The 24234-nt window shown below is 62.2% G+C and carries 20 protein-coding genes; 12 read left to right on the top strand and 8 right to left on the bottom strand.

The features are described from left to right. Positions 1–26 precede the first annotated feature (26 nt). A complete protein-coding gene (locus BC363_RS03680; protein WP_065786230.1) occupies positions 27–830 on the bottom strand; it encodes an isocitrate lyase/phosphoenolpyruvate mutase family protein in 804 nt (267 codons plus the stop codon). 91 nt (positions 831–921) lie between these two features. On the opposite strand from BC363_RS03680, the gene BC363_RS03675 reads away from it, so the two are divergent. From BC363_RS03675 to chrA, 5 genes are all read left to right on the top strand, one after another. Beyond that, the gene (locus tag BC363_RS03675; protein ID WP_065786130.1) at positions 922–1854 is read left to right on the top strand and encodes a LysR family transcriptional regulator; all 933 of its coding nucleotides are present in this window, start codon (positions 922–924) and stop codon (positions 1852–1854) included. Positions 1855–2074: 220 nt separating this feature from the next. After that, complete coding sequence (locus tag BC363_RS03670) at positions 2075–3181, top strand: efflux RND transporter periplasmic adaptor subunit (protein ID WP_065786131.1); 1107 nt, start codon at positions 2075–2077, stop codon at positions 3179–3181. A 2-nt stretch (positions 3182–3183) separates the two neighbouring features. Continuing rightward, the gene (locus BC363_RS03665; RefSeq protein WP_065786132.1) at positions 3184–6399 is read left to right on the top strand and encodes a multidrug efflux RND transporter permease subunit; all 3216 of its coding nucleotides are present in this window, start codon (positions 3184–3186) and stop codon (positions 6397–6399) included. A 202-nt stretch (positions 6400–6601) separates the two neighbouring features. Continuing rightward, a complete protein-coding gene (locus BC363_RS03660) occupies positions 6602–7423 on the top strand; it encodes a sulfurtransferase/chromate resistance protein (RefSeq protein WP_065786133.1) in 822 nt (273 codons plus the stop codon). 1 nt (position 7424) lies between these two features. Further along, on the top strand, positions 7425–8831 hold the full coding sequence (gene chrA, locus BC363_RS03655) for a chromate efflux transporter (protein ID WP_065786134.1): 1407 nt from the start codon (positions 7425–7427) through the stop codon (positions 8829–8831). Positions 8832–8866: 35 nt separating this feature from the next. Here the strand turns inward: chrA and BC363_RS03650 are convergent, their stop codons facing one another. Next, entirely contained in the window at positions 8867–9220 is a 354-nt protein-coding gene (locus BC363_RS03650; protein ID WP_065786135.1) for a helix-turn-helix domain-containing protein, read from the bottom strand. Positions 9221–9320: 100 nt separating this feature from the next. Here BC363_RS03650 and BC363_RS03645 point away from each other — a divergent pair, with 100 nt between their 5' ends. Both BC363_RS03645 and BC363_RS03640 read left to right on the top strand, forming a co-directional pair. Then, positions 9321–10334 (top strand): zinc-binding alcohol dehydrogenase family protein, encoded by a 1014-nt coding sequence (locus tag BC363_RS03645; RefSeq protein WP_065786136.1) that lies wholly within the window; start codon positions 9321–9323, stop codon positions 10332–10334. A 337-nt stretch (positions 10335–10671) separates the two neighbouring features. After that, positions 10672–10956, top strand: coding sequence for a hypothetical protein (locus BC363_RS03640; RefSeq protein WP_065786137.1), 285 nt, complete (start codon positions 10672–10674; stop codon positions 10954–10956). Positions 10957–11159: 203 nt separating this feature from the next. On the opposite strand, the gene BC363_RS03635 is transcribed toward BC363_RS03640, so the two are convergent. The 5 genes from BC363_RS03635 to BC363_RS03615 all read right to left on the bottom strand — a co-directional run bounded on the left by BC363_RS03635 (position 11160) and on the right by BC363_RS03615 (position 17446). Then, positions 11160–13481, bottom strand: coding sequence for a TonB-dependent receptor (locus BC363_RS03635; protein WP_065786138.1), 2322 nt, complete (start codon positions 13479–13481; stop codon positions 11160–11162). A gap of 106 nt (positions 13482–13587) precedes the next feature. Beyond that, complete coding sequence (locus tag BC363_RS03630) at positions 13588–14526, bottom strand: FecR family protein (protein WP_065786139.1); 939 nt, start codon at positions 14524–14526, stop codon at positions 13588–13590. A 151-nt stretch (positions 14527–14677) separates the two neighbouring features. After that, positions 14678–15199 (bottom strand): RNA polymerase sigma factor, encoded by a 522-nt coding sequence (locus BC363_RS03625; RefSeq protein ID WP_065786140.1) that lies wholly within the window; start codon positions 15197–15199, stop codon positions 14678–14680. 517 nt (positions 15200–15716) lie between these two features. Next, the gene (locus tag BC363_RS03620; RefSeq protein WP_139110106.1) at positions 15717–16034 is read right to left on the bottom strand and encodes a hypothetical protein; all 318 of its coding nucleotides are present in this window, start codon (positions 16032–16034) and stop codon (positions 15717–15719) included. Between the two features lie 251 nt (positions 16035–16285). Next, complete coding sequence (locus tag BC363_RS03615) at positions 16286–17446, bottom strand: GGDEF domain-containing protein (RefSeq protein ID WP_244519794.1); 1161 nt, start codon at positions 17444–17446, stop codon at positions 16286–16288. A 59-nt stretch (positions 17447–17505) separates the two neighbouring features. On the opposite strand from BC363_RS03615, the gene BC363_RS03610 reads away from it, so the two are divergent. From BC363_RS03610 to BC363_RS03595, 4 genes are all read left to right on the top strand, one after another. Then, positions 17506–18441, top strand: coding sequence for a LysR substrate-binding domain-containing protein (locus BC363_RS03610; protein ID WP_141690212.1), 936 nt, complete (start codon positions 17506–17508; stop codon positions 18439–18441). 72 nt (positions 18442–18513) lie between these two features. Further along, positions 18514–19686, top strand: coding sequence for an adenosylhomocysteinase (locus BC363_RS03605; protein WP_065786143.1), 1173 nt, complete (start codon positions 18514–18516; stop codon positions 19684–19686). Between the two features lie 3 nt (positions 19687–19689). Beyond that, entirely contained in the window at positions 19690–20718 is a 1029-nt protein-coding gene (locus BC363_RS03600) for a Gfo/Idh/MocA family oxidoreductase (RefSeq protein WP_065786144.1), read from the top strand. Between the two features lie 166 nt (positions 20719–20884). Further along, positions 20885–21247, top strand: coding sequence for a hypothetical protein (locus BC363_RS03595; protein WP_065786145.1), 363 nt, complete (start codon positions 20885–20887; stop codon positions 21245–21247). Positions 21248–21399: 152 nt separating this feature from the next. Here the strand turns inward: BC363_RS03595 and BC363_RS03590 are convergent, their stop codons facing one another. Continuing rightward, a complete protein-coding gene (locus BC363_RS03590) occupies positions 21400–22347 on the bottom strand; it encodes a LysR family transcriptional regulator (RefSeq protein WP_065786146.1) in 948 nt (315 codons plus the stop codon). 190 nt (positions 22348–22537) lie between these two features. On the opposite strand from BC363_RS03590, the gene BC363_RS03585 reads away from it, so the two are divergent. After that, on the top strand, positions 22538–24232 hold the full coding sequence (locus BC363_RS03585; RefSeq protein ID WP_065786232.1) for a GMC family oxidoreductase N-terminal domain-containing protein: 1695 nt from the start codon (positions 22538–22540) through the stop codon (positions 24230–24232). The last annotated feature ends 2 nt before the right edge of the window (positions 24233–24234 follow it).

Here is a 24234-nt window from a genome sequence, read left to right as displayed (position 1 = left end):
GCGGCACGCCTGTCGGACAGCCACGATCAAAAGCAGGCATTGACCTCGGAATAGGGCGCGGCGAATTCAAAGAGCGGTTCGGATCGACCATCGGCGAGGAAGTTGGCTGCCAATGCCGATGCATGCTCCCAAAGCGTTTGAGAGATCCATGAGCCGACGCTAACCCGACGGACGCCGAGCGTGGCGAGGTCGCTCGCTGGCGGCAGGCCGGGCCAGGCTATGACATTCAGCAACAGCTCGGTGCCTGCTGCAATCTGCGCAATGTCGTCTCGGTTGGTCACGCCGAGCACGAACAAGCCGTTGGCTCCTGCCTCCTGATATTGTCTTGCGCGTGTCAGGACCTCGTTCACGCGTAAGTTTTCAGGGACAAGGTTCCGCGCATAAACGTCAGTGCGCGCGTTGACATAGAGCCCGACACCGAGCCGCTCCGCGGTTTGCCGGATCTGCTCGATCTTCCGGCAGAGGACGTGCGGCGAGGCGGCGCCATCCTGAATATTGAACCCGACCGCGCCGGCCTCGACAAACCGCGCCGCCGTTTCGGCAATGCTGTCGCATTCTTCGATGTAACCGCCTTCGATATCGACGCTCAACGGCACCGTGACGACCCGGGCGATCGCAGCGATCGTTGCGAGATGGCGAACTAGCGGAAGAGCATCACCATCGCGGTAGCCGAGCGACCATGCGACACCGGCGCTCGTCGTTGCAATCGCGCGCGCGCCGAGCCGCTCGATCAGTAGGGCGCTGCCGGCATCCCAGGCGTTTGGCAACCGCAACGGTTCCGGCTGACGATGAAGAGCATTGAAAACTTCGGCTTTGCTGTTGCTGGACAAGATGGCCTCCATTGGAAAGCCTATCTCTCGCAATTGCGATCGCTGAAGATAATAGCTAAAAATTTCCAGAAATCATTCCTGGAGAGACACAATGGAGGAGCCCGCTCTTCACCTGGTGCAGGCCTTCGTTGCCGTGGTCAAACACCACAGCTTCGCCAAGGCGGCGCAGGAACTCCAAATGACACCCTCGTCCGTGAGCCGGCTGGTCAAGACACTGGAAAGACAGGTTGGTGTCCTGTTGATCAACCGGACGACGAGGGCAATGTCACTGACGGATGCGGGACAACGCTACTTCAGCGATAGCGCGGCGGCGCTGGAGCAATTGCGTCAAGCACACCGGCGGGCGCGCGATGAACAGGACCTGCCGAGCGGCACCCTCAAGCTCAGCGTATCGGTGTCGTTCGGCCGCGATCACGTCGTGCCGCATCTGGCCGCCTTCCTGGCCGCATATCCTCGCCTTCAACTCGACCTGCTGATGACGGATCGATATGTCGATATCGTCGCCGAGGGTGTGGCGGTGGCGATCCGCATCGGAACCCTCCCGGACTCGACGTTGATTGCGCGCAAGCTCCTGAGCAACCGAAGAATCCTGGTGGCGGCGCCACGTTATCTGGAGAAGCGTGGTGTGCCGGCCGGTATCGAGGCGCTTAAACAACATGAGTGCGTCGTATCGACGGCCAACCATGACGGCGAGCTTTGGCGGTTGTTTGGACCGGAAGGCGAGCACACGTTCCGTCCCCAGGGCAGGATGCGCGCGGACAACGGGGACGCCGTCCATCAACTGGCGATCGACGGTCAGGGCATAGCGTTTCACTCCGCCGTGACGATGGCCGAGTCCATGCGCCTGGGCAAACTCGTCCAGATCCTGCCGCAGTGGACCGGGCGAGAAACGGGCGTCTATTGTGTTTTCCCTTCGCGCCACATCGGTCCCGCGGCCAAGGCATTCGTCGATTTCCTGGTGACGCGGTGGAGCGGGGAAACAAGGGCGACCCTGGTCGGCCATTTGGCCGCAGAGGCGCGCTAGCTTGCAGGCGCCACCCGTACCAACCTGAGATCATGCGGGCATGTTCGATCCACGCGCACTGAGGACAGCCGGTCATGGCATACTCGCCTGCAGAGGCCGCTTGACGGTTTCGCAAGACAGAACAGAGATTTGGTCTTTAAAGACAGAGAGTTCGTGACTAATGTGCGGTTGAGCAGACGACGCCGGACTGAACCTGGCCTTGCTGCTGAAAGGATGTTGCATGACCGTGCCGAAAGTCGCCTTCTCTGCCTTTTCCTTCCTTCTTGCCGTCGCGCTCAGCGTCTCGGCTGCTTACGCACAGCAGGTACCGGCGGTGGTCGTGGCGCCTGCCAGGGTCGTGGACCTGCGCGAGAGCGTCGACCTGACGGGTCGGGTCGTCGCAACCCAGAAAGTCGATATCCGTGCACGCGTCGCCGGCTTCCTGGAGGCGGTCAATTTCAGGGAAGGTCAGAAGGTAACGTCCGGGACCGTGCTCTATCAGGTCGAGGATGGCGCCTATCGGGCGGCCGTACAGGAAATAGAAGGTTCGATCCAGGCGGCCGAGGCGCAACGGGACCTCGCAGTGCTCGAAAGAGACCGCGCCAAGCAGCTGATCGCAACCAACACGATCTCGCAAGCCAAGGTCGATACCGCAAACGCCGAAGTCAAGAAGGCGGAGGCTGAGCTCGTACGGCTCAAGGGTAGCAAGCAGAGCGCCGACCTCAACCTCTCCTACACGAAAATTACCGCACCTTTCGACGGCGTGCTCGGCCTGACCACGGCAGATGTCGGCGCGCTGGTCGGCCCGGACACCGGCCCGCTCGTTACCTTGACGAGGCTCGATCCGATCTATGTCGAATTTCCGGTCTCCACCTCGCTGCTTCTGACCTATCGGGAGCGCGTGCAGAAGGGGATGACGCCCGGCGGCGCCAATGTCGGGCTGACCTTGCCCAACGGCACGGAGTACCCCCTGAAAGGCACCATCGATTTCATCGCCAGCAACGTCGCGCAGGGAACCGACACCGTGACGGTGCGCGCGCAGTTCGACAACCCGAACGCGCTGCTGCTCGACGGCACGCTCGTGCGCGTCATCCTCGAACAATCCGAAAAGCAGGACGTTCTGGCTGTACCGCAGCAGGCGGTCCAGCGCGACCAGCAGGGTGCCTTCGTTATGGTGGTCGATGCCGCCTCGAAGGTCGAGCTGCGCCGCATCGACGTTGCCCGCTCCGCTCGCGGCCTCTCGGTGGTTACCGAGGGGCTTAAGGAGGGCGAAAACGTCATCACCGAAGGTGTCGGCAAGGTCAGGCCCGGCATCACCGTGGACGCAGCACCGGCGACGGGTGGCTGAGCATGATCTCCGAAATCTTCATCGATCGCCCGCGCTTTGCCGCAGTCATCTCGATCGTTCTCACGCTGGCCGGCCTGATCGCGCTCACCCGGCTGCCGATCGCGCAGTTCCCCGACATCGTGCCGCCACAGGTGAGCGTCACCGCAAGCTACCCCGGCGCCGGCGCCGAGGTGGTCGAAACGACCGTCGCCCAACCGATCGAAAGCAAGATCGTCGGCGTCGACGACATGCTCTACATGAAGTCGACGAGCGGCGCCGACGGCTCCTATACGCTGACCGTCACGTTCGCTGTCGGCACCGACCCCGATATCGCCACCGTGAATGTGCAGAACCGCGTGTCGCTTGCCGAGGCCGGCCTACCGTCCGAGGTGAAGCAGACCGGCGTCAGCGTGCGCAAGAAATCGTCGGCCCTGATGCAGGTGATCACCATCTACGGCAAGGAAGACGCCAGTTTCGATTCGCTGTTTCTTTCGAACTACGCGACGATCAACCTGCTGGACACGGTCAAGCGCGTGCCGGGCGTCGGCGACGCCTCGCTGTTCGGCGCACAAGACTACGCCATGCGCGTCGTGCTCGACATCGACCGCCTGACCAATCTCGGCCTGACGCCGACCGATGTGATCAACGCGCTCAAGGCGCAGAACGTCCAGGCGGCCATCGGCCGGATCGGCGCGCAGCCGATGACAGACGACCCGCTGTTCCAGCTCAATCTCCAGACCCAGGGACGCCTCACCGATCCCTCGCAGTTCGAGAATGTGGTCTTGAGGGCCGAGCCGGACGGCTCCTTCGTGCGCATTCGCGACATCGCGAAGGTCGAGCTGGGCGCGTCGAGCTCCGACTCCAGCGCCCGCTTCAACGGCAAGCCGGTTGCGATGATCGGCACCTATCAGGCGCCGGGGGCCAATGCGCTTGCCGCCGCCGAGGGCGTCAATCAGGCGCTGGAACGGCTTTCCCGGTCGTTTCCCGAGGGCCTGACCTACTCCGTCTCCTACGACACGACCCAGTTCGTCGAGGCGAGCGTCGAGAATGTCGAGCACACGCTGCTCGAAGCCTTTGTGCTCGTCATCATCGTCGTCTTCCTGTTCCTCGGCAATGTCAGGGCAACTTTGATCCCTCTGATCGCCGTGCCCGTCGCGCTGATCGGCACCTTCGCGATCATCCTCGCCATGGGTTTTTCGCTGAACACGATATCGCTGCTGGCGATGGTTCTGGCGATCGGCATCGTCGTCGACGATGCGATCGTCGTGGTCGAGAACATCGAACGGGTGATGGAGGAAAACCCCGGCATGCAGGCGCCAGAGGCGGCGCGGCTTGCCATGGGCGAGATCACCGGGGCGATCGTCGCCATCACGCTGGTCCTGCTGTCGGTGTTCGTTCCCGTCGCGTTCATTCCGGGATTGAGCGGCCAACTGTTCCAGCAATTCGCCGTGGCCGTATCCGTGTCGATGGTGATCTCCGCGATCAATGCGCTGACCTTGAGCCCGGCACTCTGCTCCATCCTGCTGAAACCGCATCACGGACCGAAACGCGGCATCCTCGGCTGGATCTCGCGGCGGATCGACAACGGGCGCGATGGCTATGTGCATGTCGCCGGGCATATCGCCCGGCGGGCGATCCTCGGCATCCTGCTTCTGGCCGTCGCGATCGGCGCCAGCGGCTGGCTCTTCCGCATCGTGCCGACCGGCTTCCTGCCGAGCGAAGACCAGGGTGCTTACTTCACCGAAGTACGACTGCCTGAAGGCGCGTCCTACAACCGGACGGACGCGGTCGTGCGCGAAGTTGAAACGATGCTCGGCGGGATCGACGGCGTTGCCAATGTCATTACGGTCACCGGTTACAGCTTCCTCGATGGCCTGTCCAAATCGAACAGCGCCTTTGCCATCGTCACGATGAAGCCGTTCGCCGAGCGCACCAGCACAGCCAGCTCCGTCGATGCGGCGATCGCCACGACCATGGCCAAGGGTGCAGCCATCCGCGGTGCGCAGATCTTCGCCTTCAACCTGCCGCCGATCATGGGCCTCGGCACGGGTTCGGGCTTCGAATACCAGCTGCTCGACCTGCAAGGCCGATCGCCAGCGGATCTGGCGGCAACCGCCGGCGGCCTGATCGTGGCTGCCAATCAGAACCCGCTGCTCGGCCCCACTTTCACCACCTATTCGGCAAGCGCACCGCAGCTCTACCTCGATCTCGATCGAGATCGCCTGCAGGCGCTCGGCGTGTCGGTGAGTGACCTCTTTACCACCCTCCAGGGCACCCTCGGATCCTACTACGTCAACGACTTCAACCTCTTCGGACGCAGCTGGAAGGTCAATCTGCAGGCGGCCGAAGCCGACCGCAGCTCGGTCGACGACATCTCACGCCTGCACGTGCGCAACGCGTCGGGCGGCATGGTGCCTGTCGCTTCCGTCGCCCGCGTCGAGTATGTGATCGGGCCGCAATCGATCGTGCGGTACAACAATTACCGTTCCATCACCCTCAATGGCCAACCCGCGACCGGCGTGTCGTCCGGCGAGGCGCTTGCCGCGATGGAGGCGCTGTCGGCAACCACCCTGCCGCCCGGCTATAGCTACGAGTGGACGGGAACTGCGTTGCAGGAACTTCAAGCGGCAGGACAGACGACGGCCATTCTCGCGCTGGCGGTGCTGTTTGCCTATCTGTTCCTGGTCGCGCTCTACGAAAGTTGGACGATCCCGGTCCCCGTATTGCTGTCGGTGGCGGTCGGCGTCGCCGGCGCCCTTGTCTCGGTTCTCGTGGCGGGCCTGTCGTTCGACATTTACGCCCAGATCGGCCTCGTCGTCCTCATCGCGCTCGCGTCCAAGAATGCGATCCTGATCGTCGAATTCGCCAAGTTCCATCGTGAGAAGGGTGCAGGTATCGTCGAAGCGGCGGTCGAAGGCGCGCGCGCCCGCTTCCGCGCGGTGATGATGACGAGCTTCGCCTTCATCGTCGGCCTCGTCCCCCTGGTGACAGCGCAAGGGGCCGGCATGCTGAGCCGGCGCGCCGTCGGTACGGGGGTCGCGGGCGGCATGCTTGCAGCCTCGCTGATCGGGATCTTCATCATCCCTGCCCTCTATGTCGTGTTTCAATGGTTGCGCGAACGTGGCCATAAGCTTGCCGGCCTTTCATCTGCGGGCGGAGTGCACGCGCCAGCGACAACAGGAGATACCGAGAACAGCGAAGAGGCGCGCCCGGCCGCAGTCGAGCAAAGCGTCCCCTAGGGTCATTCACCAACACGCTGAGATAAAGCATTGCATGCACGGGGCCGCCGATGAAACGGCGGCCTTCGATCCGATAGACACCGTCCAACGGCTTGACAGACCTCGCGAAACAGGGACAAAATCGGGCATGGGGTCGCGATCACCCCACGAGGCGACAGCCGAAGCATCGCGTCCATGCAACCGCTCAGACGGAGGACGCGTTATGCCGTCACTTCTGGAAATTTCACCGGAAAAGCTTGCCCGCCTTATCGGCACTCCCAAATGCCCTGCGCTTATCGATGTCAGGATCGACGAGGATTTCGATGCCGATCCGCGCCTGATCCCCGGATCACTGCAGGGTGACTACCGTTTCGTGCAGGACTGGGGCAAAGACTTCGCTGGGCGGTCCGCAGTCATCATCTGCCAGCGCGGCAAGAAGCTGAGCCATGGCGTCGCCGCCTGGCTTCGACACGCCGGAATTCCGGCCGACGTCCTGGAAGGCGGATTTGAGGCATGGGCGGAAGCCGGTTATCCGGCTGTGCCCGCGTCCACGGTGCCAAACCGCCAGACGAGCGGACACACGCTCTGGGTCACGCGCGCTCGCCCGAAAATCGACCGTATTGCCTGTCCTTGGCTCATTCGGCGCTTCGTCGATCCAAATGCCGTTTTCCTGTTTGTCGCACCGGCCGAAGTCGAAGCGGTGGCGGAGCGCTTCGACGCCACGCCTTTTGACATCGACGCCCCGATCCGTTGGAGCCATCGGGGCGAGCGCTGCACCTTCGACGTGATGGTGGAGGCGTTCGGGCTGGAAACGGAACCGATGCTGCGGCTGGCAACCATCGTACGAGGCGCAGACACAGCGCGCCTCGACCTTGCCCCCGAGGCTTCCGGCCTGCTTGCGGTTTCGCTCGGGCTCTCGCGCATGTATGCAGACGATCATGAGCAACTGGAGGCAGGTATGCTGCTCTATGACGCCTTTTACCGCTGGTGCCGCGATGCCACCAGCGAAACGCACAACTGGCCCTCGCCGAAGAAGGGCGCATGAAATGACCGATGTTGTTCACACGGCCGACGCCGGCACGGCGTCGGCGCCCCATGGCCACGGCATCTCGTTTACGGAAGCCGTCTGGGTCTGGGTGCGGATCGCTGCCTTGAGCTTCGGCGGCCCCGCGGGCCAGATCGCGGTGATGCATCGCATCCTCGTCGACGAGAAACGCTGGATCGGCGAACACCGTTTCCTGCACGCGCTCAATTACTGCATGTTGTTGCCCGGTCCCGAGGCACAGCAGCTCGCAATCTACATCGGCTGGCTGCTGCATCGCACTGCCGGCGGCCTCGTCGCCGGCATTTTGTTCGTGCTTCCGGGTTTCCTCGCCATCCTGGGGTTGAGCTACGTCTACGCCGCCTTTGGCAATGTCAGCCTGATCGAGGGGCTATTCTTCGGGTTGAAGGCGGCCGTGCTTGCGGTCGTCGTCCAGGCGGTATTCCGCATTGGCAGCCGGGCGCTGAAAAACAGGCTGATGATCGGCATCGCGGCCGCAGCCTTTGTCGCAATCTTCTTCTTCCGCGTGCCCTTTCCGCTGATCATCCTGACGGCCGGGATCGTCGGCTACATCGGCGGACGCCTGGGCTCGCCGCTCTTTCGGATCGGCGGCGGCCATGGCAAGGCAACCGGACCGGTGCTCAAGGACGAGGATTCGGCGCTCGGCGAACAGACGCCGGCGCATGCCCGCCCCAATCTCTCCTGGTCGCTCAGGGTGTCCGCGGTGTTTCTCGCCCTGTGGCTCGTGCCGCTGGCGCTTCTGTTTACGCTCCTCGGGCCGAACGACGTGTTCACCGAGATCGGATCGTTCTTCAGCAAGATGGCGGTCGTCACCTTCGGGGGTGCCTATGCCGTGCTCGCCTATGTCGCGCAGGAAGCCGTGCAACATTACGGCTGGCTCAAACCGGGCGAAATGCTCGACGGTCTCGGCATGGCGGAAACGACCCCCGGCCCGCTGATCATGGTCGTCCAGTTTGTCGGCTTCATGGGCGCTTATCGCGATCCCGGAACGCTTGCCCCGATGACGGCTGCAATGCTGGGCGCGCTGTTGACGACGTGGGTGACCTTCGTGCCCTGTTTTCTCTGGATCTTCCTCGGCGCGCCGTTCATCGAGAAACTGAGGGGCAATATCGCCCTGACCGGCGCGATGTCGGCCATCACTGCCGCCGTCGTCGGCGTCATCCTCAACCTTGCGGTCTGGTTCGGCCTTCATACGCTGTTTGCGCAGGTCGTCCCGTGGAGCATCGGCGGCCTTACGCTCGATGTGCCGGTCTTGAGTTCGCTGGTATTGCCGTCACTGTTGCTGACGCTTGCGGCGGCGCTGGCGATCTTCCGCTTCAAGACCTCGGTGATTGCAACGCTGCTCGCGTCAGCCTTGGTCGGCATGGCGTGGACGCTGATCGGCGCATGAGGAAGTAGCGTCGTGCGGGGGCCGTGACGCAGTCTTTAGGCTGCAGCGCTCTCCGTCGACGGCATGTTGGCATCACCCCAGGTCTTGAGAGCAAGGATGACCGGCTCCAGCGTACGGCCGCGTTCCGAGAGATCATAATCGACCCGGGGCGGGACCTGGGCAAAAACCGTGCGCGTGATCAGGCCGTCGGCCTCGAGCTCGCGCAACTGGTTCGTCAGCATGCGCTGGGTAACGTTCGGCAGCTTCCGGCGGATTTCATTGAAGCGCATGGTGCCGGCCATCAAGTGGTAGAGAACGACGCCCTTCCACTTGCCGTCGATCAGGCTGAGTGTCGCCTCGACGGCACATCCCGGGCTGCAGTCGAAACGATCGTGGCGCGTACGTCCCATCCAATGGTATCCTTTTCGACACTATGGGCTTTATATGTGCGTTCTTGCGATATAGCAGCATAGTGCGCATCTTGGTTGTGTTCAACCGATGGAGCTATCAATGCGAGCCGTAGCCTACCAAGTCCCCCAGCCGATCGAAGCCGAAACGTCGCTGGTCGATATCGACCTGCCGCGCCCGGAGCCCAACGGCCGGGACATCCTCGTCGAAGTCAAAGCGGTCTCGGTCAATCCGGTCGACACGAAGATCCGTCGCGGTGCAAAGCCCGAAGCCGGGCAGTGGAAGGTGCTCGGCTGGGATGCCGCCGGCGTCGTCAGCGCCGTCGGACCGGACGCGTCCTTCTTCAAGCCAGGCGACGAGGTCTTCTATGCCGGCGCCATCAACCGCTCCGGCACCAATGCCGAATTTCATCTGGTCGACGAACGTATCGTCGGCAGAAAGCCCAGATCGGTGGACTTTGCCGCCGCTGCCGCCCTGCCGCTGACATCGATCACCGCTTGGGAAATGCTGTTCGACCGCCTCGAAGTCACCCGTCCGGTCGCAGGTGCTGCCAATGCGATCGTCATCATCGGCGGCGCCGGCGGCGTCGGCTCGATCGCCATCCAGATCGCGCGGGCGCTCACCGATCTCACCGTCATCGCCACCGCGTCGCGCCCTGAAACGGTCGAATGGGTGAAGTCGCTCGGCGCCCACCACGTCGTCGACCATCGGCAGCCGCTTGCAGCGCAGATCGAAGCCCTCGGGACAGGTCAGCCCGGTTTCGTGTTCTCGACAACCAACACGGACGACCATCTCGACCAGATCGTCGAACTGATCGCACCCCAGGGACGCTTCGGGCTGATCGATGACCCGAAGCAGCTTGATGCGCTTCCGCTCAAGCGAAAAAGCATCTCGCTGCATTGGGAGCTGATGTTCACGCGCTCGCTGTTTGCAACCGCAGACATCGAGAAACAGAACGCGCTGTTGAACAGCGTGTCGGAGTTGGTCGATGCCGGCAGGATCCAGTCCACGCTCAACGAGAATTTCGGAACGATCAATGCGGCCAATCTCAGGCGCGCGCACGCACTGATCGAGTCCGGCAAGGCCAAGGGCAAGATCGTGCTCGCCGGCTTCTAGGCAAACGGGACGCATTGCGTGACGGGCTGCTTGCCCGCCCTCTGCAACTGGTGTTCCTCAACCAGATTTCACGCTGATCGAAATCGAAGCCTCAGCCTTCCAGAAGCGCCTTGCCAAGCCCGTGGCAAGGCGTTTCTGCATTCGGCAGCGAGCCGATTGATCCTGAGCACCACCGGCAACCGACCCAGCGCAATTGCCCGCCGGCAAGAGACCGGATTGCGCGCTGCTGCCTGTCACGCATCAGTCACGCGCCAAGGGAGCTGCGACGTGTTAATACAACCATACCCGAAGCGGCGCGAGTGTTTGTCGTCAATCGCCGTATGGTTTGAGAGAGATCATGCAACGCTATCTTTTTCACATCCACCTGGCAGACGATACCAGCCGCGACAAAGTCGGCACGCTGCTTGCCGACGATAGCCAGGCGGTCGAACACGGACGCCAGGTTGCGGACGAGATCGCCGAAGAGGATGAATACCGGGGCGTCATCGTCGCAGTCGAGAATGCCGAGGGCCGCCTGCTGGCACGTTTGACGGCCTCTAGAGCCATGCCTCCCTGGTTGATCGCGAGATCAAAGTTCGAGCATGCCTGGGCGGGACTGAGCATCGACTTCAGCAAACTATAGTCCGAAGAATTTTTCCGGGCCGCACTGGGCTTCCGATGCCAGACAAACTTGCCGGCAAGGTGGAAGAGGCATCGCTACTGCATAATTCCTTAAATCGGAATCGATCTAAGGATAAATTATGCAGCAAGTTTAAAGTGTTACAGCGTCCTTAGCGCGTCATGTTTGACGCGCGGCGCTGTAATGCCTCTTCCGTCAATATCATCTCAGAATGTCGCCTTGGCGCTCAGGATGAAGGAGCGGCCGGGCTCGTAGAGCGGCGTAACGGTGCCGAATTCCTGGCCATAGGTAGCACGCTCGGAATAGGTCTCGTCGAAGACGTTCTTGATCTCCGCGCGCAAGGTCAGATTGCTGTGGGTCGGCGGTTGATACTCGACGAAGGTGTTGAACACCTTGTAGCCTTCCAGGGTTGGGCTTCCGACTGGGACATCATCATTGTCGAGCGCGATTTCGACATCGCCGCCGACGGTGACGCCCCAATCGATGAAGCTGTGCGCCGCCACCAGCGTGATGAACTGGCCGGCAGGGGCCGCGAGATAGATGCCGGTGTCGGAGTCGGCCGGCTTGCCGTCGATCGACACATCGATATTGGCATACTTGACCTTGAAGTATCCGTCGCCCCAGTCATAGCCTGCGCCGACCTCGAAGCCCTTCGAGCGCACGTCATGGTTCTCGATCGCCTTTGCGACCGCGTATTTGGCGGTGCGCGCGTCGTCGATATCGGTGCGGAAGAGGCTACCTTCCAGGGTGAAACCGTCATGCTTGGCGACAAGGCCGAAGGCGTAGTTGTCGGCCGTGCTCGGTTCCGGCCCGTCCCCGTAGTTCCACCAAGGGTTCATGATGAAGTTTTCGGCAAGCGGAACGCCGGCCCAGACGTGGGAATAGCCCGCCTTGGCCGTCAGCAGGTCCTCGATCAGGTCATATTCGCCGGAGACGTTGCCGCTGAAACCGGCATTGTCCCACTTCTCATTTCTGGTGCCGGTGAACCATTGCTGGTCGCCGCGCACACCGAGGGAAAGTCGGGTTCGTTCCCACGGCTCCAGCCGCGCCTGCGCATAGATGCCGACATTGCGGGCGCGCTCGGTCGAAGCGTCGAAAGGATCTTCGAGCTCGGCCTTGTCGTTGTAGAAATCGACACCGGCGGTGATGCTGCCGAGATCGAAGCTGAACTTGTTTTCGAACTTGCCGTTGAAGCTGCCGGTTTCGCCGGCACCGGGATAGGGGACGGATACCGTGCTTGGCGGCACTGGTCGGGGGAAGATCGGGATCTCAAGCCGCGTCGAGCTATAGGCCAGCACGACGGTTGGATCCCACCAGCCCTCAGGCGTGCTGTCGGTATAGGAGAAGACCGTGTTCTGCCGGTCGAGCGTGTAGTCGCGCACGCGCGGTTCCCACGGCGGGCGGCCGCTGATAAAGCCGGTATTGGCGCGGAACGGGCGCGGGGCGTCGTCATAGACGCGCTCGTGGCTGATCTCGAAACGATCGCCGCTCTCGAATTCGTAAGCGGCCTTGCCGAGCCCGCTCAAGAGATCCGTGCGCGTCCCTTCGACGATGCTGCCGTTTCCGGACTTGAACTCGTCGCCCTTGGCGAAATTGAAATAGCCGAGGAATTCGAGCCCTTCCTGCATGCCGTAGGCGGAGATCCCGGTCTGGAAGGTCTTGCCGTTGAAATTGTAGTTGGAACTGATGAAGCCGCCATATCCGTCGCCGTCGAGCAGATCGCGCGCATCCTTCGTCTCGTAGGCAATGGCGCCGCCGAGCGCGCCCGGCCCCGCATCCGCCGGCGCGATGCCTGCATCGACGCGCACAGCCTTCAAGAGACTTGGATCGATGAGGTTGGTCGCGTTGTGATGGAAGACCTTGTTGTTCTGGCGGCCGCCGTCCATGGTGACGGCGAGATTGTTTTCCTCGATGCCGTGGACATAGACTTTCTGCGACATCGGCAGCGAACTGCCAACCTCGATACCCGGCTCGCCGCTGAAGACGTCGGCAATGTTGGCCGGATTGCGCTGCTCGAGATCTTTCTGGCTGATAACGATTTCGCCGACCCCGGTGGCGTCCCCGAACACCGAGATCGGATCAAGCGCCGTGGACCCATCCGCCGGCATCACGGCCGCGCCACCACCGGCCGCCCCGGTGCCGATCACCGCCGTCCTTCCACCGGAGATACGATACTCGATGCCTGTGCCCGAAAGCAGCCGCGCCAAAGCCTCCTCCGGCGCATAGGAACCGACGACGGCCTTGGACATGACCCCACGCGAAACCGAAGCGGCAAGCGTCACCTGCAGGCCCGATTGCCGGCCGAAGGCATTGAGCGCATCGGCAAGCGGTTGGGCGGGCAGGTTGAAGCTGCGCGTCGCACTCGCGTGAGACGGTGCATCCTGCGCAAGTGCCGGGCTGGACCAGTTCAGCAACGAGGCCAGGCAAATTGCCATTGCCGTCGTTGCCATCAGCCGCCCCATGGGACGCCCGCCGTCGTCGCCCCACGTCAAACGACGGGATCCCTTGCGGCCTTGCGATATGTACATCGTATTCTCATCTCCTTGAACTGCGCTCCGTTGCCGAGCGCTTTCCAACAAAGACGAGGACCTCAGGTCTTTTTCTCAAATAATTTGAATTTTCGTGTCAGGATTTTCAGTATTGCGTCAGGATGCGACCATAGGTCGAAAAGGTGCGGACGCGGCCGCCAAAGGGCTCGACCAGTGCCTTCAAGGCACTGTCCGGATCGTGAAGATCGTAGAGGCCGGTGACCTTGAGACCAGCGAGCTTTCGGTCCGGCACGGCGATCCACGCCGAGTGGTAGCGTTGAAGCTGCTCGGCAACCGCGCTGACGGAGGCGTCCTTGACGAATATCCGCCCGCTGCGCCAGGCAGCGATCTGATCTGGCTGGATGGTGTCGCGCGTAATCGCGCCGTCGCTCCTGTTCACGACAGCCATCTCGCCCGGAAGCAGCCTGAAGTCTTGCTTTTGCCTGGCCTCGTCGAGCGAGAGCTGAACGACGCCTCTTTCCAGCTCGACGGTCGTCTCTTCTCCCGCAAGCCGAACGTCGAAAGCGGTACCGACGACCAGGACCTTGACGCCTCCCGCCTCCACCGTAAACGGACGCGCCGGATTGTGCGCGACATCGAAAAACGCTTCGCCGGAAAGCAGGGTGACATGGCGTCCGGCGGCGGACATTTCGGTCTTGATGGCACTGTCGCCGCCAAGTTCGATGACAGTCCCATCTTCCAGCGCCACTCTGGCATTCTGGCCGGCGGCAGTGATGTGATCCGCCTGAAGGCGGATCAGCAGGGACGGGCCGGCAAGGACGAGAAACAGGGTCGCAGCAATGGCCGCGACGGCGCCCATCGCCGGGCGACGCCAGCGGCCCCTGGTGATCGGAATGACATTGGCGCGCGGCGCGCCTGCCCACAGATGTTCATAGGCCGGAGCCGCTTCGCCCATCAGCTGCCACGTCCGCAGCGCATACTGCCAAGCCCGTTGGTGATCGCCTGACTGATGCAACCACCGCTGGAAATCGGCGGTCAGGTCGGGACAATTGGGCTCAGCCTTCAGCCGCAGAAACCAGTTCATGGCTTCTTCCAGGGTAGCGGCCGCGATTTCCTGATCTTGGGTCAATGACTTCCTACACCGGTCTCGGCCCCTTCTGAGGCACTCTTATCCGAACAATCCCTCTTTTGACAAAGACGAATGACGCGAATTTTTTTCTCAAGGGGTGACCACTTTAAGTCGCGTTGACCAGAAGCGCAGTGGCAATCTTCATCATTGCTGAGCTGACATAGCGATGAGCACTGGCAGTCGATATGCCCAGATGTGCTGCCACTTCTTCAAGCGTGTAGCCGCCGAAGCGATGCATCTCGACGGCAACCCGCGCCTCGACAGGCAATTCGGAGAGTATCTGAGAAATCCTACGAACATCGTCGCACAGCAATGTCGATTGTTCCGGTGTCGGCACATCGGCCGGGACGGACCAGAACGGGACATCATCCTGGTGATCGATCGCCGAGACCTTCCGACGCCGCAGCACGTCGAGCGAGAGGTTCCTGACCGTGCGGTAGAGATAGGCGAGGAGCTGGCCCTTCGAAACGGATCGGGCGCTGGAGGGCAGGAACCGAACAAACGCATCCTGGACGATATCTTCGGCAGCATCGCGGGAACCGAGCAGGCGGACCGCATAGGCGATGAGCGCCGGACGGTGGGCAAGAAAGATATCGACACGCGTTTCGGATTGGGTCTCGGTCGTCATGGGATCCTGGCCGGGAGCGGGTTCGTCGGCGGTTATCGCTTTGCGCGAACGGGGCGTAAAATTGAAAACATGTGTGTAATAGTCAAGTTTAAAATTCCGCCTGGCGCCAACTTTTCCCGCGGAAGAAGGAGAGTGTGTCTCAATCGCCGCCACGGTGGACGCTGCCGCGCTTACAGCGCCGCGCGTCAAGTATGACGCGCAAAGGACGCTGTAACGCTTTAAACTTGCTGCATAATCTTATCCTTAAATCGGATCCGATTTAAGGATAAGATTATGCAGCAGGCGCGCGAGACGGCGCGAACGGTGTGAAACCGACCAGATTACCGAATGCAAATCGGCGGTCACGATCGCCGATGGCCACAATCAAGGTCCTGCGCCGGTGGCGTTTGTGGCAATCCTGAAGGGTCAGAATCTCGTCCCCAGCAGCTTGGCATTGAGGGACGCGCGGTCGCCACGCCTTGCGAAACGCGCTTTCGGCCGGAAACAGCAGGCCGGGACTACACCGACGTGGTCGGTATTAGCTGCCAGCCCCCATAACCTTCCGCATGGTCCCGTCGGGGACGGCAGTATCGGAAGCGCCACTGAACGCGAGAACCTTCTTCGCCGCGTCTTCCGCGAGCGCCTCCCAGCTGTTTCTGATGGTTGTTGCCATCTGGATCCAGGATCGGTCGACGCCGTTCTCCTCAAGCGCCACGATCAGTACATCCATCCGCTCGACACACTCGTCGATGTTCACGTGCAGCCGGGATACCTGGTCGAGCGTGATACCGGGATGACCCAGCAGCCTTGGTATGGTTGCAGCCGCCTTTTTGACGAGCTCGTCTTCTTCGATCAACGATCGCTGCCACGCCTCACACATACGCGCCCCCATACTCACACTCCGAACGACAGGATCGGCGCAGGCCCGATAGGGGTCAACTCACCCAAACGGGCATGAAAGCGGCAATACATCCGTCATACGGTGGAACCTTAGTCCCTCTGGACAGGTTGCGCGCTGCGAAAGATCGGGTACAGGTCCAGGCGACGAAAGCGGCACACACTCCGCCGACGGGTCTTTGAACATGGCGCCACGCCGATTGCCATGGCTCAAACGACGGTGATCTGATTGCGACCGTTGCGTTTGGATTGATAAAGGCCCTCGTCGGCCCGCCGCAAAATATCGCCGATCGCCGCGTCCGACCGTGAAATTTCCGTCAGGCCACCGCTGATCGTGGAGAGAAGCTCCAGCTTGTTCTGCAGTTCCAACGAGACCTGCTGACGCAGCCTGTCTGCGATCAGCTCGCCCTCGCCGCACGTCGTCGCCGGCATCAGCACAACGAACTCGTCGCCGCCGAGGCGTGCAAGGACGTCGTCCGGCCGCAGCGCCCGCCGGCAGACGGCTGAAATCGTCGCCAACAGATCGTCGCCAACGGAGTGCCCAAGTTCGTCATTGACTGCCTTGAAGTTGTCGACGTCGAACATCAGCAGGCATGTCGGCCGGCAAGTACGCGAGGCCAGATCAAACTCGATCGCAAGCACGTCAAGCAGCTTTCGGCGATTGTACACTCCGGTCAGAGGATCGGTTTCGCTTTGCAGGCGCAGCTGATGCTCCACTGCATTCTTTTCGGTGATGTTGCTGGCAACCCAGACCACGGCGTCCTCGCCGTCGACGGGGAAATCGAGTGCCTGCACCCGTCCTTCAAACCAGATCGGATGATCGGGGCCGGCAGCTTCCAGGCCCTTAACATCGCTTCCTGCAAGACTGTATTCGACGATGTGCAACGCCTGGGACGCAAGCGCCTTTTCGATTTCCAGGGCAAACCACAGCGCCTTGTCATAGGCAAGAACATCAAAAACGCTTTGTCCGACAAGACTGCTGCCGTCATGATAGTAGCGGTGGTCGGCCCCTCCAAACAGGGCCGCATAGCGGCCGCTGCGTGTCAGTATAAACGCCGGGTCGGGCAAGGCGGCAAGAATGAGAGTGAGCTGATCGCGGGAGAACCGCACCTCGTTCTTCACAGGTGCATCCTCAGCGGCGTGACTGGTCGATACGCTCATGACGATGGCATCCAGCATTATCTCCTTCCCTTGTCTCCTCTGCCAGAAACGGAAGAGCAGGCGGCGCAGACTTGGCTCGGAGCGATGCTGTCGCAAAAAACCTTCGAAATATTCAATTTTCCTAAGCCACATCCATCCGCGTGCGTGGGGATCCTCAAGGGCGCATCCGGAGGTGGCGAGGAACGCACGCCATAAGCGATAATGCCGCATTCGACAGCCGGTAGCCTCATGGTCTATGCACCAGGCTCCGATGACGCCGGAGGCGCATGATGCAAACAGACGAACTGCAACTGAAACCCGTGCGTCCGTTGCCGCCGCTCAATGCGTTACGCGCCTTCGACGCGCTGGCCAGGTGCGGCAGCCTGCGTGCGGCCGCGATCGAGCTCGGCGTCGTGCCCGGTGCCGTGCGCCAGCAGCTTGCAAGCCTTGAGGAGCATTTCGGCTTTCCCCTGCTCGATCGCCAAGGTGGACGCGTGACGCTCAATCCGGCAGGTCGGCGGTTGGCCGATGCCGTCGGTGTCGCCTTCGCCATCGTGTCGCGCGCGGCGGATGAGATATCGTCGAGCGGCAGCACGGTCCGGCTGCGACTTGGCGCGCCGATGCCGATGGCGTCGGCCTGGCTCATGCCGCGCTTGGTGGCGTTGCAGCGCGGCGTCGCTGGGCTTGAGGTCGACATCGTTCCGGTTGCCGTCAACCAGTCGCTGACCGATATGCCCGAGATCGATGCCCTGATCGTCGGCGGCGAATACCGACCGCTACCCGACATCGCTGCAGCCGCTTTCATGGACGATCGGTTCGGCCCGGTGCTTGCGGCCGGGCAACCGTGCCCCGGCAATACGCCTGATCTCGCGGAAATGACCGCGGTGGTCGCCCGCAACGTGCCCTACCTCTGGGACGACTGGTTTCGCGAAAGCGGCAGTGCCCCGGTCCGCTTCCGCAAGCGGATCGAGGTGGACGACCTCACGCTCGCGCTCAGTGCCGCCCGCAGCGGGCTCGGTGTCACCATCGCTCCTGCGGCATCGATCGAGGCGGAACTTCGCGCCGGTACGCTCGAAGCGCCCTTTGGTTTTGTCAGCCGGCCGACCGGCTATCGGCTCTGCTGCCGCATTGCAGACAGGGATCGCAAGCCGATCGCCGCCCTTCGCACCTGGCTGCTCGCAGAGGGGCGACGCCTGGAAGGAAAACTGCCCTCCGCCGCAGTTTAATGTCTCTGTCACGGCGCATGTTGCCCGGACTATCCTTGCCGGCACCATCGACAGACAGCCAGGACCATCACCATGAACACCTCCAGCCACCCGTCCCGCATCGAGTGGGTCGGGCAAAGCTGCGCGCTTCTGCGCGCCACCGCCGCCGAGTTTCAGTTAACCCGCCCGTTCAAGGGCTTGACGATCGGCACGGCGATCCATCTGGAGCCGAAAACGGTTGCCCTGTTGATGACGCTCAGAGCCGGCGGAGCCGAACTCGTGGTGACCGGCAATCTGAACAGCACCCAGCCGACAACTGTCGACTATCTGAAAAGCCAGGGCATCGCTGTGATCGGTGGACAGACGACTGATGCGAAGGCGCATTCGGGCTTCATCGATGCGCTGCTCGATCACCAACCCGACCTGCTGCTCGACAATGGCGGCGACCTTTTCGCCCGTGTCGCCGAACGGCCCTATCGGAAACTGCTCGGCGGCACGGAGGAAACCACTTCCGGCCGGACACGGCTGGAGCCGATGCGCGGTGCCATCGGCCTACCGGTGCTGGTGATCAACGACAGCCCCATCAAGCAGTTTGCAGAAAACCGTCATGCGGTCGGCCAGAGCCTGTTCGAAAGCTACATGCGCTTCACCAATCGCTCGACCAATGGCAAGCGCGTAACCGTTTTCGGCTATGGCGCCTGCGGCAAGGGCACCGCCGCCTGCTTCCGCAATGCCTACAGCACCGTCAGCGTTGTCGACGTCGATCCGGTCGCCGCACTCGAGGCCCATCTCGACGGCTTCTCGACGCCGAAACGCGATGACGCCATACACTCGGCCGACGTGATCATCACGGTCACGGGCTCCGCCAATATTCTGAGGACGTCCGATCTCCCCGCTTTCAAGGACGGCGTGGTCCTTCTCAACGGCGGGCACTTCCCGCGCGAGATCGACGTTGCCGGCATGCGTGCCGACAACGTGGTGGTGGCAGCAGAAACCTACGTCGACGAGGGCATCGAGACGCTCGTCCTTGCCGATGGACGCCGCATCCATATTCTCGGTGCCGGCCACATGGCCAATCTTGCCGGGCCAAGGGCACTTGGCAATTCGGTCGAATCCATGGATCTCGGCTTTGCGCTTCAGGCCCGCTGCCTGGAGCGGGTGGCGAGCCGCACGCTCGACGCCTCGATGTGCGTCGTGCCGGTGCCGAAGGATATCAACGCCCTTGTGGCATCCGCCTATCTCGAACTGCACCGCTGGGGGAACTGATATATGCTGCGCTGGGGAATTCTTGGAACGAGCTTCATCTCCGACACGATGGCCGAGGCCATCTCTGCGAGCGACGGTTCCCGCATCGAGGCCGTGGCCGGGCGCGACCTCCAACGGCTTTCCGATTTTTCCGCCCGGCACGGTATTGCAAAGCACTATTCCGGTTACGACGCGTTGCTCGACGATCCGGCCATCGATGTCGTCTATGTCGGTCTGCCCAACAACATGCATCACGAGGCGGTGCTGCGTGCCGCGAACAAGGGCAAGGCCGTTCTGTCGGAGAAATCGCTGACCACGACGATGGCCGAAGCGGACACCCTGGCGCAGGCCGTGCGCGCCAACGGCACCTTCTTTCTCGAGGGCCTGATGTATCTCTGCCATCCGGTGATGGCCAAGGCTGGCGAAATCCTCCAGTCCGACCGGCTTGGGGCGATCCGGTCGGTATCCGGTCTCTACGCCGCCGATATCTGGAAATTCGTCAACCCGATGGGCAAGGGCACGATCTTCAATCTCGGTTGCTATCCCGCTTCGCTGCTGCATTACGTGATCCAGACGGCCTGCGGACAGGATGTCTTTTCCAGACGAGCGATCACCGCCTTCGGAAACGTCTCGCCGCATGACGGCAATATCTGCGACGCGAGCCTGTCGGTTCGTTTCGACAATGGCGTTCTCGCCACGCTGCAGTCGACCGACAGCTTCGGCATGTCCTTCGCGTTTTCCATCCACGGGGAGCGCGGCACCTTACGGTTCCTTAGCAATCCGTGGCTGCCGGTGGCGGGCGAAAATCGCTTGGAACTCTGCGAATACGGCCACGCCCCCGAGGAAATTGTCGTGTCGTCCGACCATGACGCGTTCGGGCATCAGGTGCGACTGGTGGAGAACGGCCTGAAGGCAGGGTTGAAGGAAGCCCGGCGCCCCGCGCCGCGGCTGGCCGATTCGCTTGAGATCATGTCGCTGCTGTCCGACTGGGACGAGCAGGCGAGAATGTCGTCCGTCAGGAGCAGCGTTGCCCTCCTCTCCCCAAAAAGCTGAGCCGCTCCCGCCCCGTCGCAACCTAATTTCGGCCGCCTGGGCACAAAAGCAGGCGACGCCACCAAAAATGAATGCGAGCGGACCTTGCGCACCGCTTCAAACGTCATGGTTTGCGCGTAACAATTCCGAACCGCGCGAGGGGCGCGCGGCTTCTTTTGGGGGACTTGTGAGAAGATTGTTGCTCGCTGCGGCGCTGTTTCTGGCCGCAGCCGCGGCCGGAAACGCCCAGACCGTAAACGCCGGCAAGTACACCGTCGAAGGCACGAACCTGGATGGCTCCAGCTATTCCGGTACGGCGGAAATCACGCTTGCCAGCGAGACCACCTGCGTCATCGAATGGGACACGGCAGGCGTAAAATCAACCGGCGTCTGCATGCTCAATGGCAACGCCTTCGCCGCCGCCTACGTCCTGGGAGATGTCCTCGGGCTCATCGTCTATAAGGTCAACGGCGACGGTTCGCTGGACGGCACCTGGACGATCACCGGCAAGGACGGAAGCGGCACCGAAACGCTGGCCGAAGCGAAGTAACCTTCGCCACGGCGTGCCCCGCAACAGGCGGGCAAGGTCGAAACCATCGATGATCAAGCAAAACGAATGCGGCAGGCTGGAGCGCGCCGCATTCGTTTTGACGAACAGTGCTGCCGGCGAATGTAAGTCGGCCAACGCTTGCGGCGCGATCGTCAGGCGGGCTCTCGGCGGTCCGTCCGCCATATCCTATCGATGACTTCGAAAGCGAGCGCGACGTTGGGATCGGTGCGTCGGGGCCGAAGACAGACGAAGCCGAGCGTGGTTTCGAGTTTGACCCGGTCGGCAATGACGAGGCCGTTTGCCTGTTGTTCGCTAAGCGCGATCGATTCCCGGCAGAGACTGAGACCAAGGCCGGTGCGAACCATGGCCAGCATCGACGTTTCTTGATCGACGAGGGCAACGACGTTCTGCCTGAGGTTCAGATCACCGAGCTTCCTGGCAAGCAGCCGATGATGAACGGACGCCGGCGGCGTTCCGATCCAGGGCAGTGCCGCAAGCTCGCTCCAGTCCCGCCCGGCGACGATGCCGGCAAAGGCCGGCGGCGCGACGACGCGATAGGTCAACCTCGACAGCGGCTTGACGAAGAACTGCGCCTCGGACTCCTGAACCTGGATATCCGTGCTTGTGCCGAAATCATCGAGGTCGCCGAGAAAGAACCCGACATCGAGTTCGTTGCGCTTCAGACCGATCGCGACTTCACCACTCATTCCCTGGCGTAGGGTGGTTTCAATACCCGGCCCGCTTTCGACCAGGGCCTGGAGAAAGGCGCCGAGCCGGGTGAACTCCGGGTCGATGATCGTGCCGATCCGCAGCTTGCCGCGAAGCTGCGCCGTCAGATGCATCGCCGTCTGCCGGAACTCGGTCACGGACGCCAGCACCTGCTCGCCCTTGGCCGCCAGCAGCGCGCCGTCGCGGGTCAGTTCGAGCCCGCTGGCGGTTCGATGAAACAGCCTGAGGCCGAGTTCCTGGGACAGGCGCTTCACCTGCAGGCTGACGGCAGGCTGGGTCAGATGCAAGAGTTCGGACGCCCGCGTGACGTTGCCTTCCCGCGCCACCGTGACGAAGGCCCGCAGCAATCGCAGATCCAGATGATCGGCCATATAAAGCTTCCTTATAATGCTCGGTGCTATTTATCATTGGATTTCACCTTCCGGTAGCCGTTTACTGATCCTGGGAGGATCGCAATGCCGCGATCATCGATGGAAATTATAAAGGCGGATGATTTCGGCCATCGAGCAGCATACGCTGCGGCTCACTCGTCCGCTTGCGCCGTATTGGGAAATGCTTGCGATGAAGTCCGACACCTCGACTGCTGACGCTGCCGTTTTCGACTATGTGGTCGTCGGCGCCGGCTCGGCCGGCTGCCTGCTTGCCAACCGGCTCAGCCACGACCCCGGCAAACGGGTCCTCTTGATCGAAGCGGGGCGGCGCGACAACTATCCCTGGATCCATATCCCCGTCGGCTATCTCTATTGCATCGGCAATCCGCGCACCGACTGGCTCTACAAGACCGAGCCGGAAGCGGGATTGAACGGACGATCACTGCGCTATCCGCGCGGCAAGACGCTTGGCGGCTGCTCCTCGATCAACGGCATGATCTACATGCGCGGACAATCGCGCGACTATGAGAGTTGGGCGGCCCAGACCAACGACGGCGAATGGTCTTGGGAGAATTCGCTTCAGGATTTCAAGGCGCATGAGGATCACTACCGGCTCGACGCTGGCGCCGATCCCATAACCGGCGACAACAGCCGGTTTTCCGATATGCATGGCCGCGGCGGCGAGTGGCGCATCGAAAAACAGCGGCTGAAATGGGATATCCTGGAATCCTTCGCCGAGGCCGCCGTGCAGGCAGGCATCCCGCGATCGGCTGACTTCAACAGCGGCGACAATGAGGGCGTCGGCTATTTCGAGGTCAATCAGAAGTCAGGCTGGCGATTGAACACCTCCAAGGCCTTTCTGCGGCCGGTGCGCCATCGCCGCAATCTGGTCGTCTGGACGGAAGCAGAGGTTGACAGGCTGCTGATCGAAACCACAGCCGATGGGCGCAAGCGCTGTACCGGTGTCTCGCTTTACCGCGGTCGCGACAAGGCGACCGTGCGGGCGACGACCGAGGTTGTTCTTTCGGCTGGAGCGATAGGCTCGCCGCAGATCCTGCAGCTCTCAGGCATCGGACCGGCCGCGCTGTCGCGGGCCATGGGTATCTCCGTCGAACACGATGTCCCCGGGGTCGGTGAAAACCTGCAGGATCACCTGCAGATCCGCGCCGTCTTCAAGGTGAGGAATGCCACGACGCTGAATACACTGGCGAGCAATCTCGCCGGCAAGGCCCGGATCGGGCTCGAATACGTGCTGAAGCGCAGCGGACCGATGAGCATGTCGCCGTCGCAGCTTGGCGCCTTCACCCGCTCCGACCCCGAGCGCGCCCATGCCAACCTGGAGTATCACGTCCAGCCGCTCAGCCTCGACGCCTTCGGCGAACCCCTGCACAGCTTCCCGGCCTTCACCGCCAGTGTCTGCAATCTCAACCCGACGAGCCGCGGCCACGTGCGGATCCGGTCGCGCCATCGCGGCGACGCGCCGGCAATCGCTCCGAACTATCTGAGCACGGACGAGGACCGCAAGATCGCCGCCGACAGCATCCGGCAGATCCGGTCGATCGTCAGCCAGCCGGCGCTGGCACGACACGAGCCGGTCGAATGGAAGCCCGGCATCGAGTTCCAGAGCGATGGCGAGCTGGCGAAACTTGCCGGCGATATCGCCAACACCATCTTTCACCCCGTCGGCACCGCCCGGATGGGCGACAAGGACGACGACATGGCCGTTGTCGACAGCCGCCTTCGGGTTCGGGGGATCGAGGGACTGCGCGTGGTCGATGCCAGCGTGATGCCGACCATTACCAGCGGCAACACCAGTGCGCCGACGATGATGATTGCGGAGAAGGCCGCACGCTGGATCATCGGCGACGCGCAGAAGCGGGCGTAGTC

Origin of the sequence: Ensifer sp. LC384 (assembly GCF_001695865.1) — a bacterium.
Classification (GTDB): domain Bacteria; phylum Pseudomonadota; class Alphaproteobacteria; order Rhizobiales; family Rhizobiaceae; genus Ensifer.
Note: the sequence above shows the minus strand (reverse complement) of the source record. Positions and strands in the feature narration are given on the sequence as shown.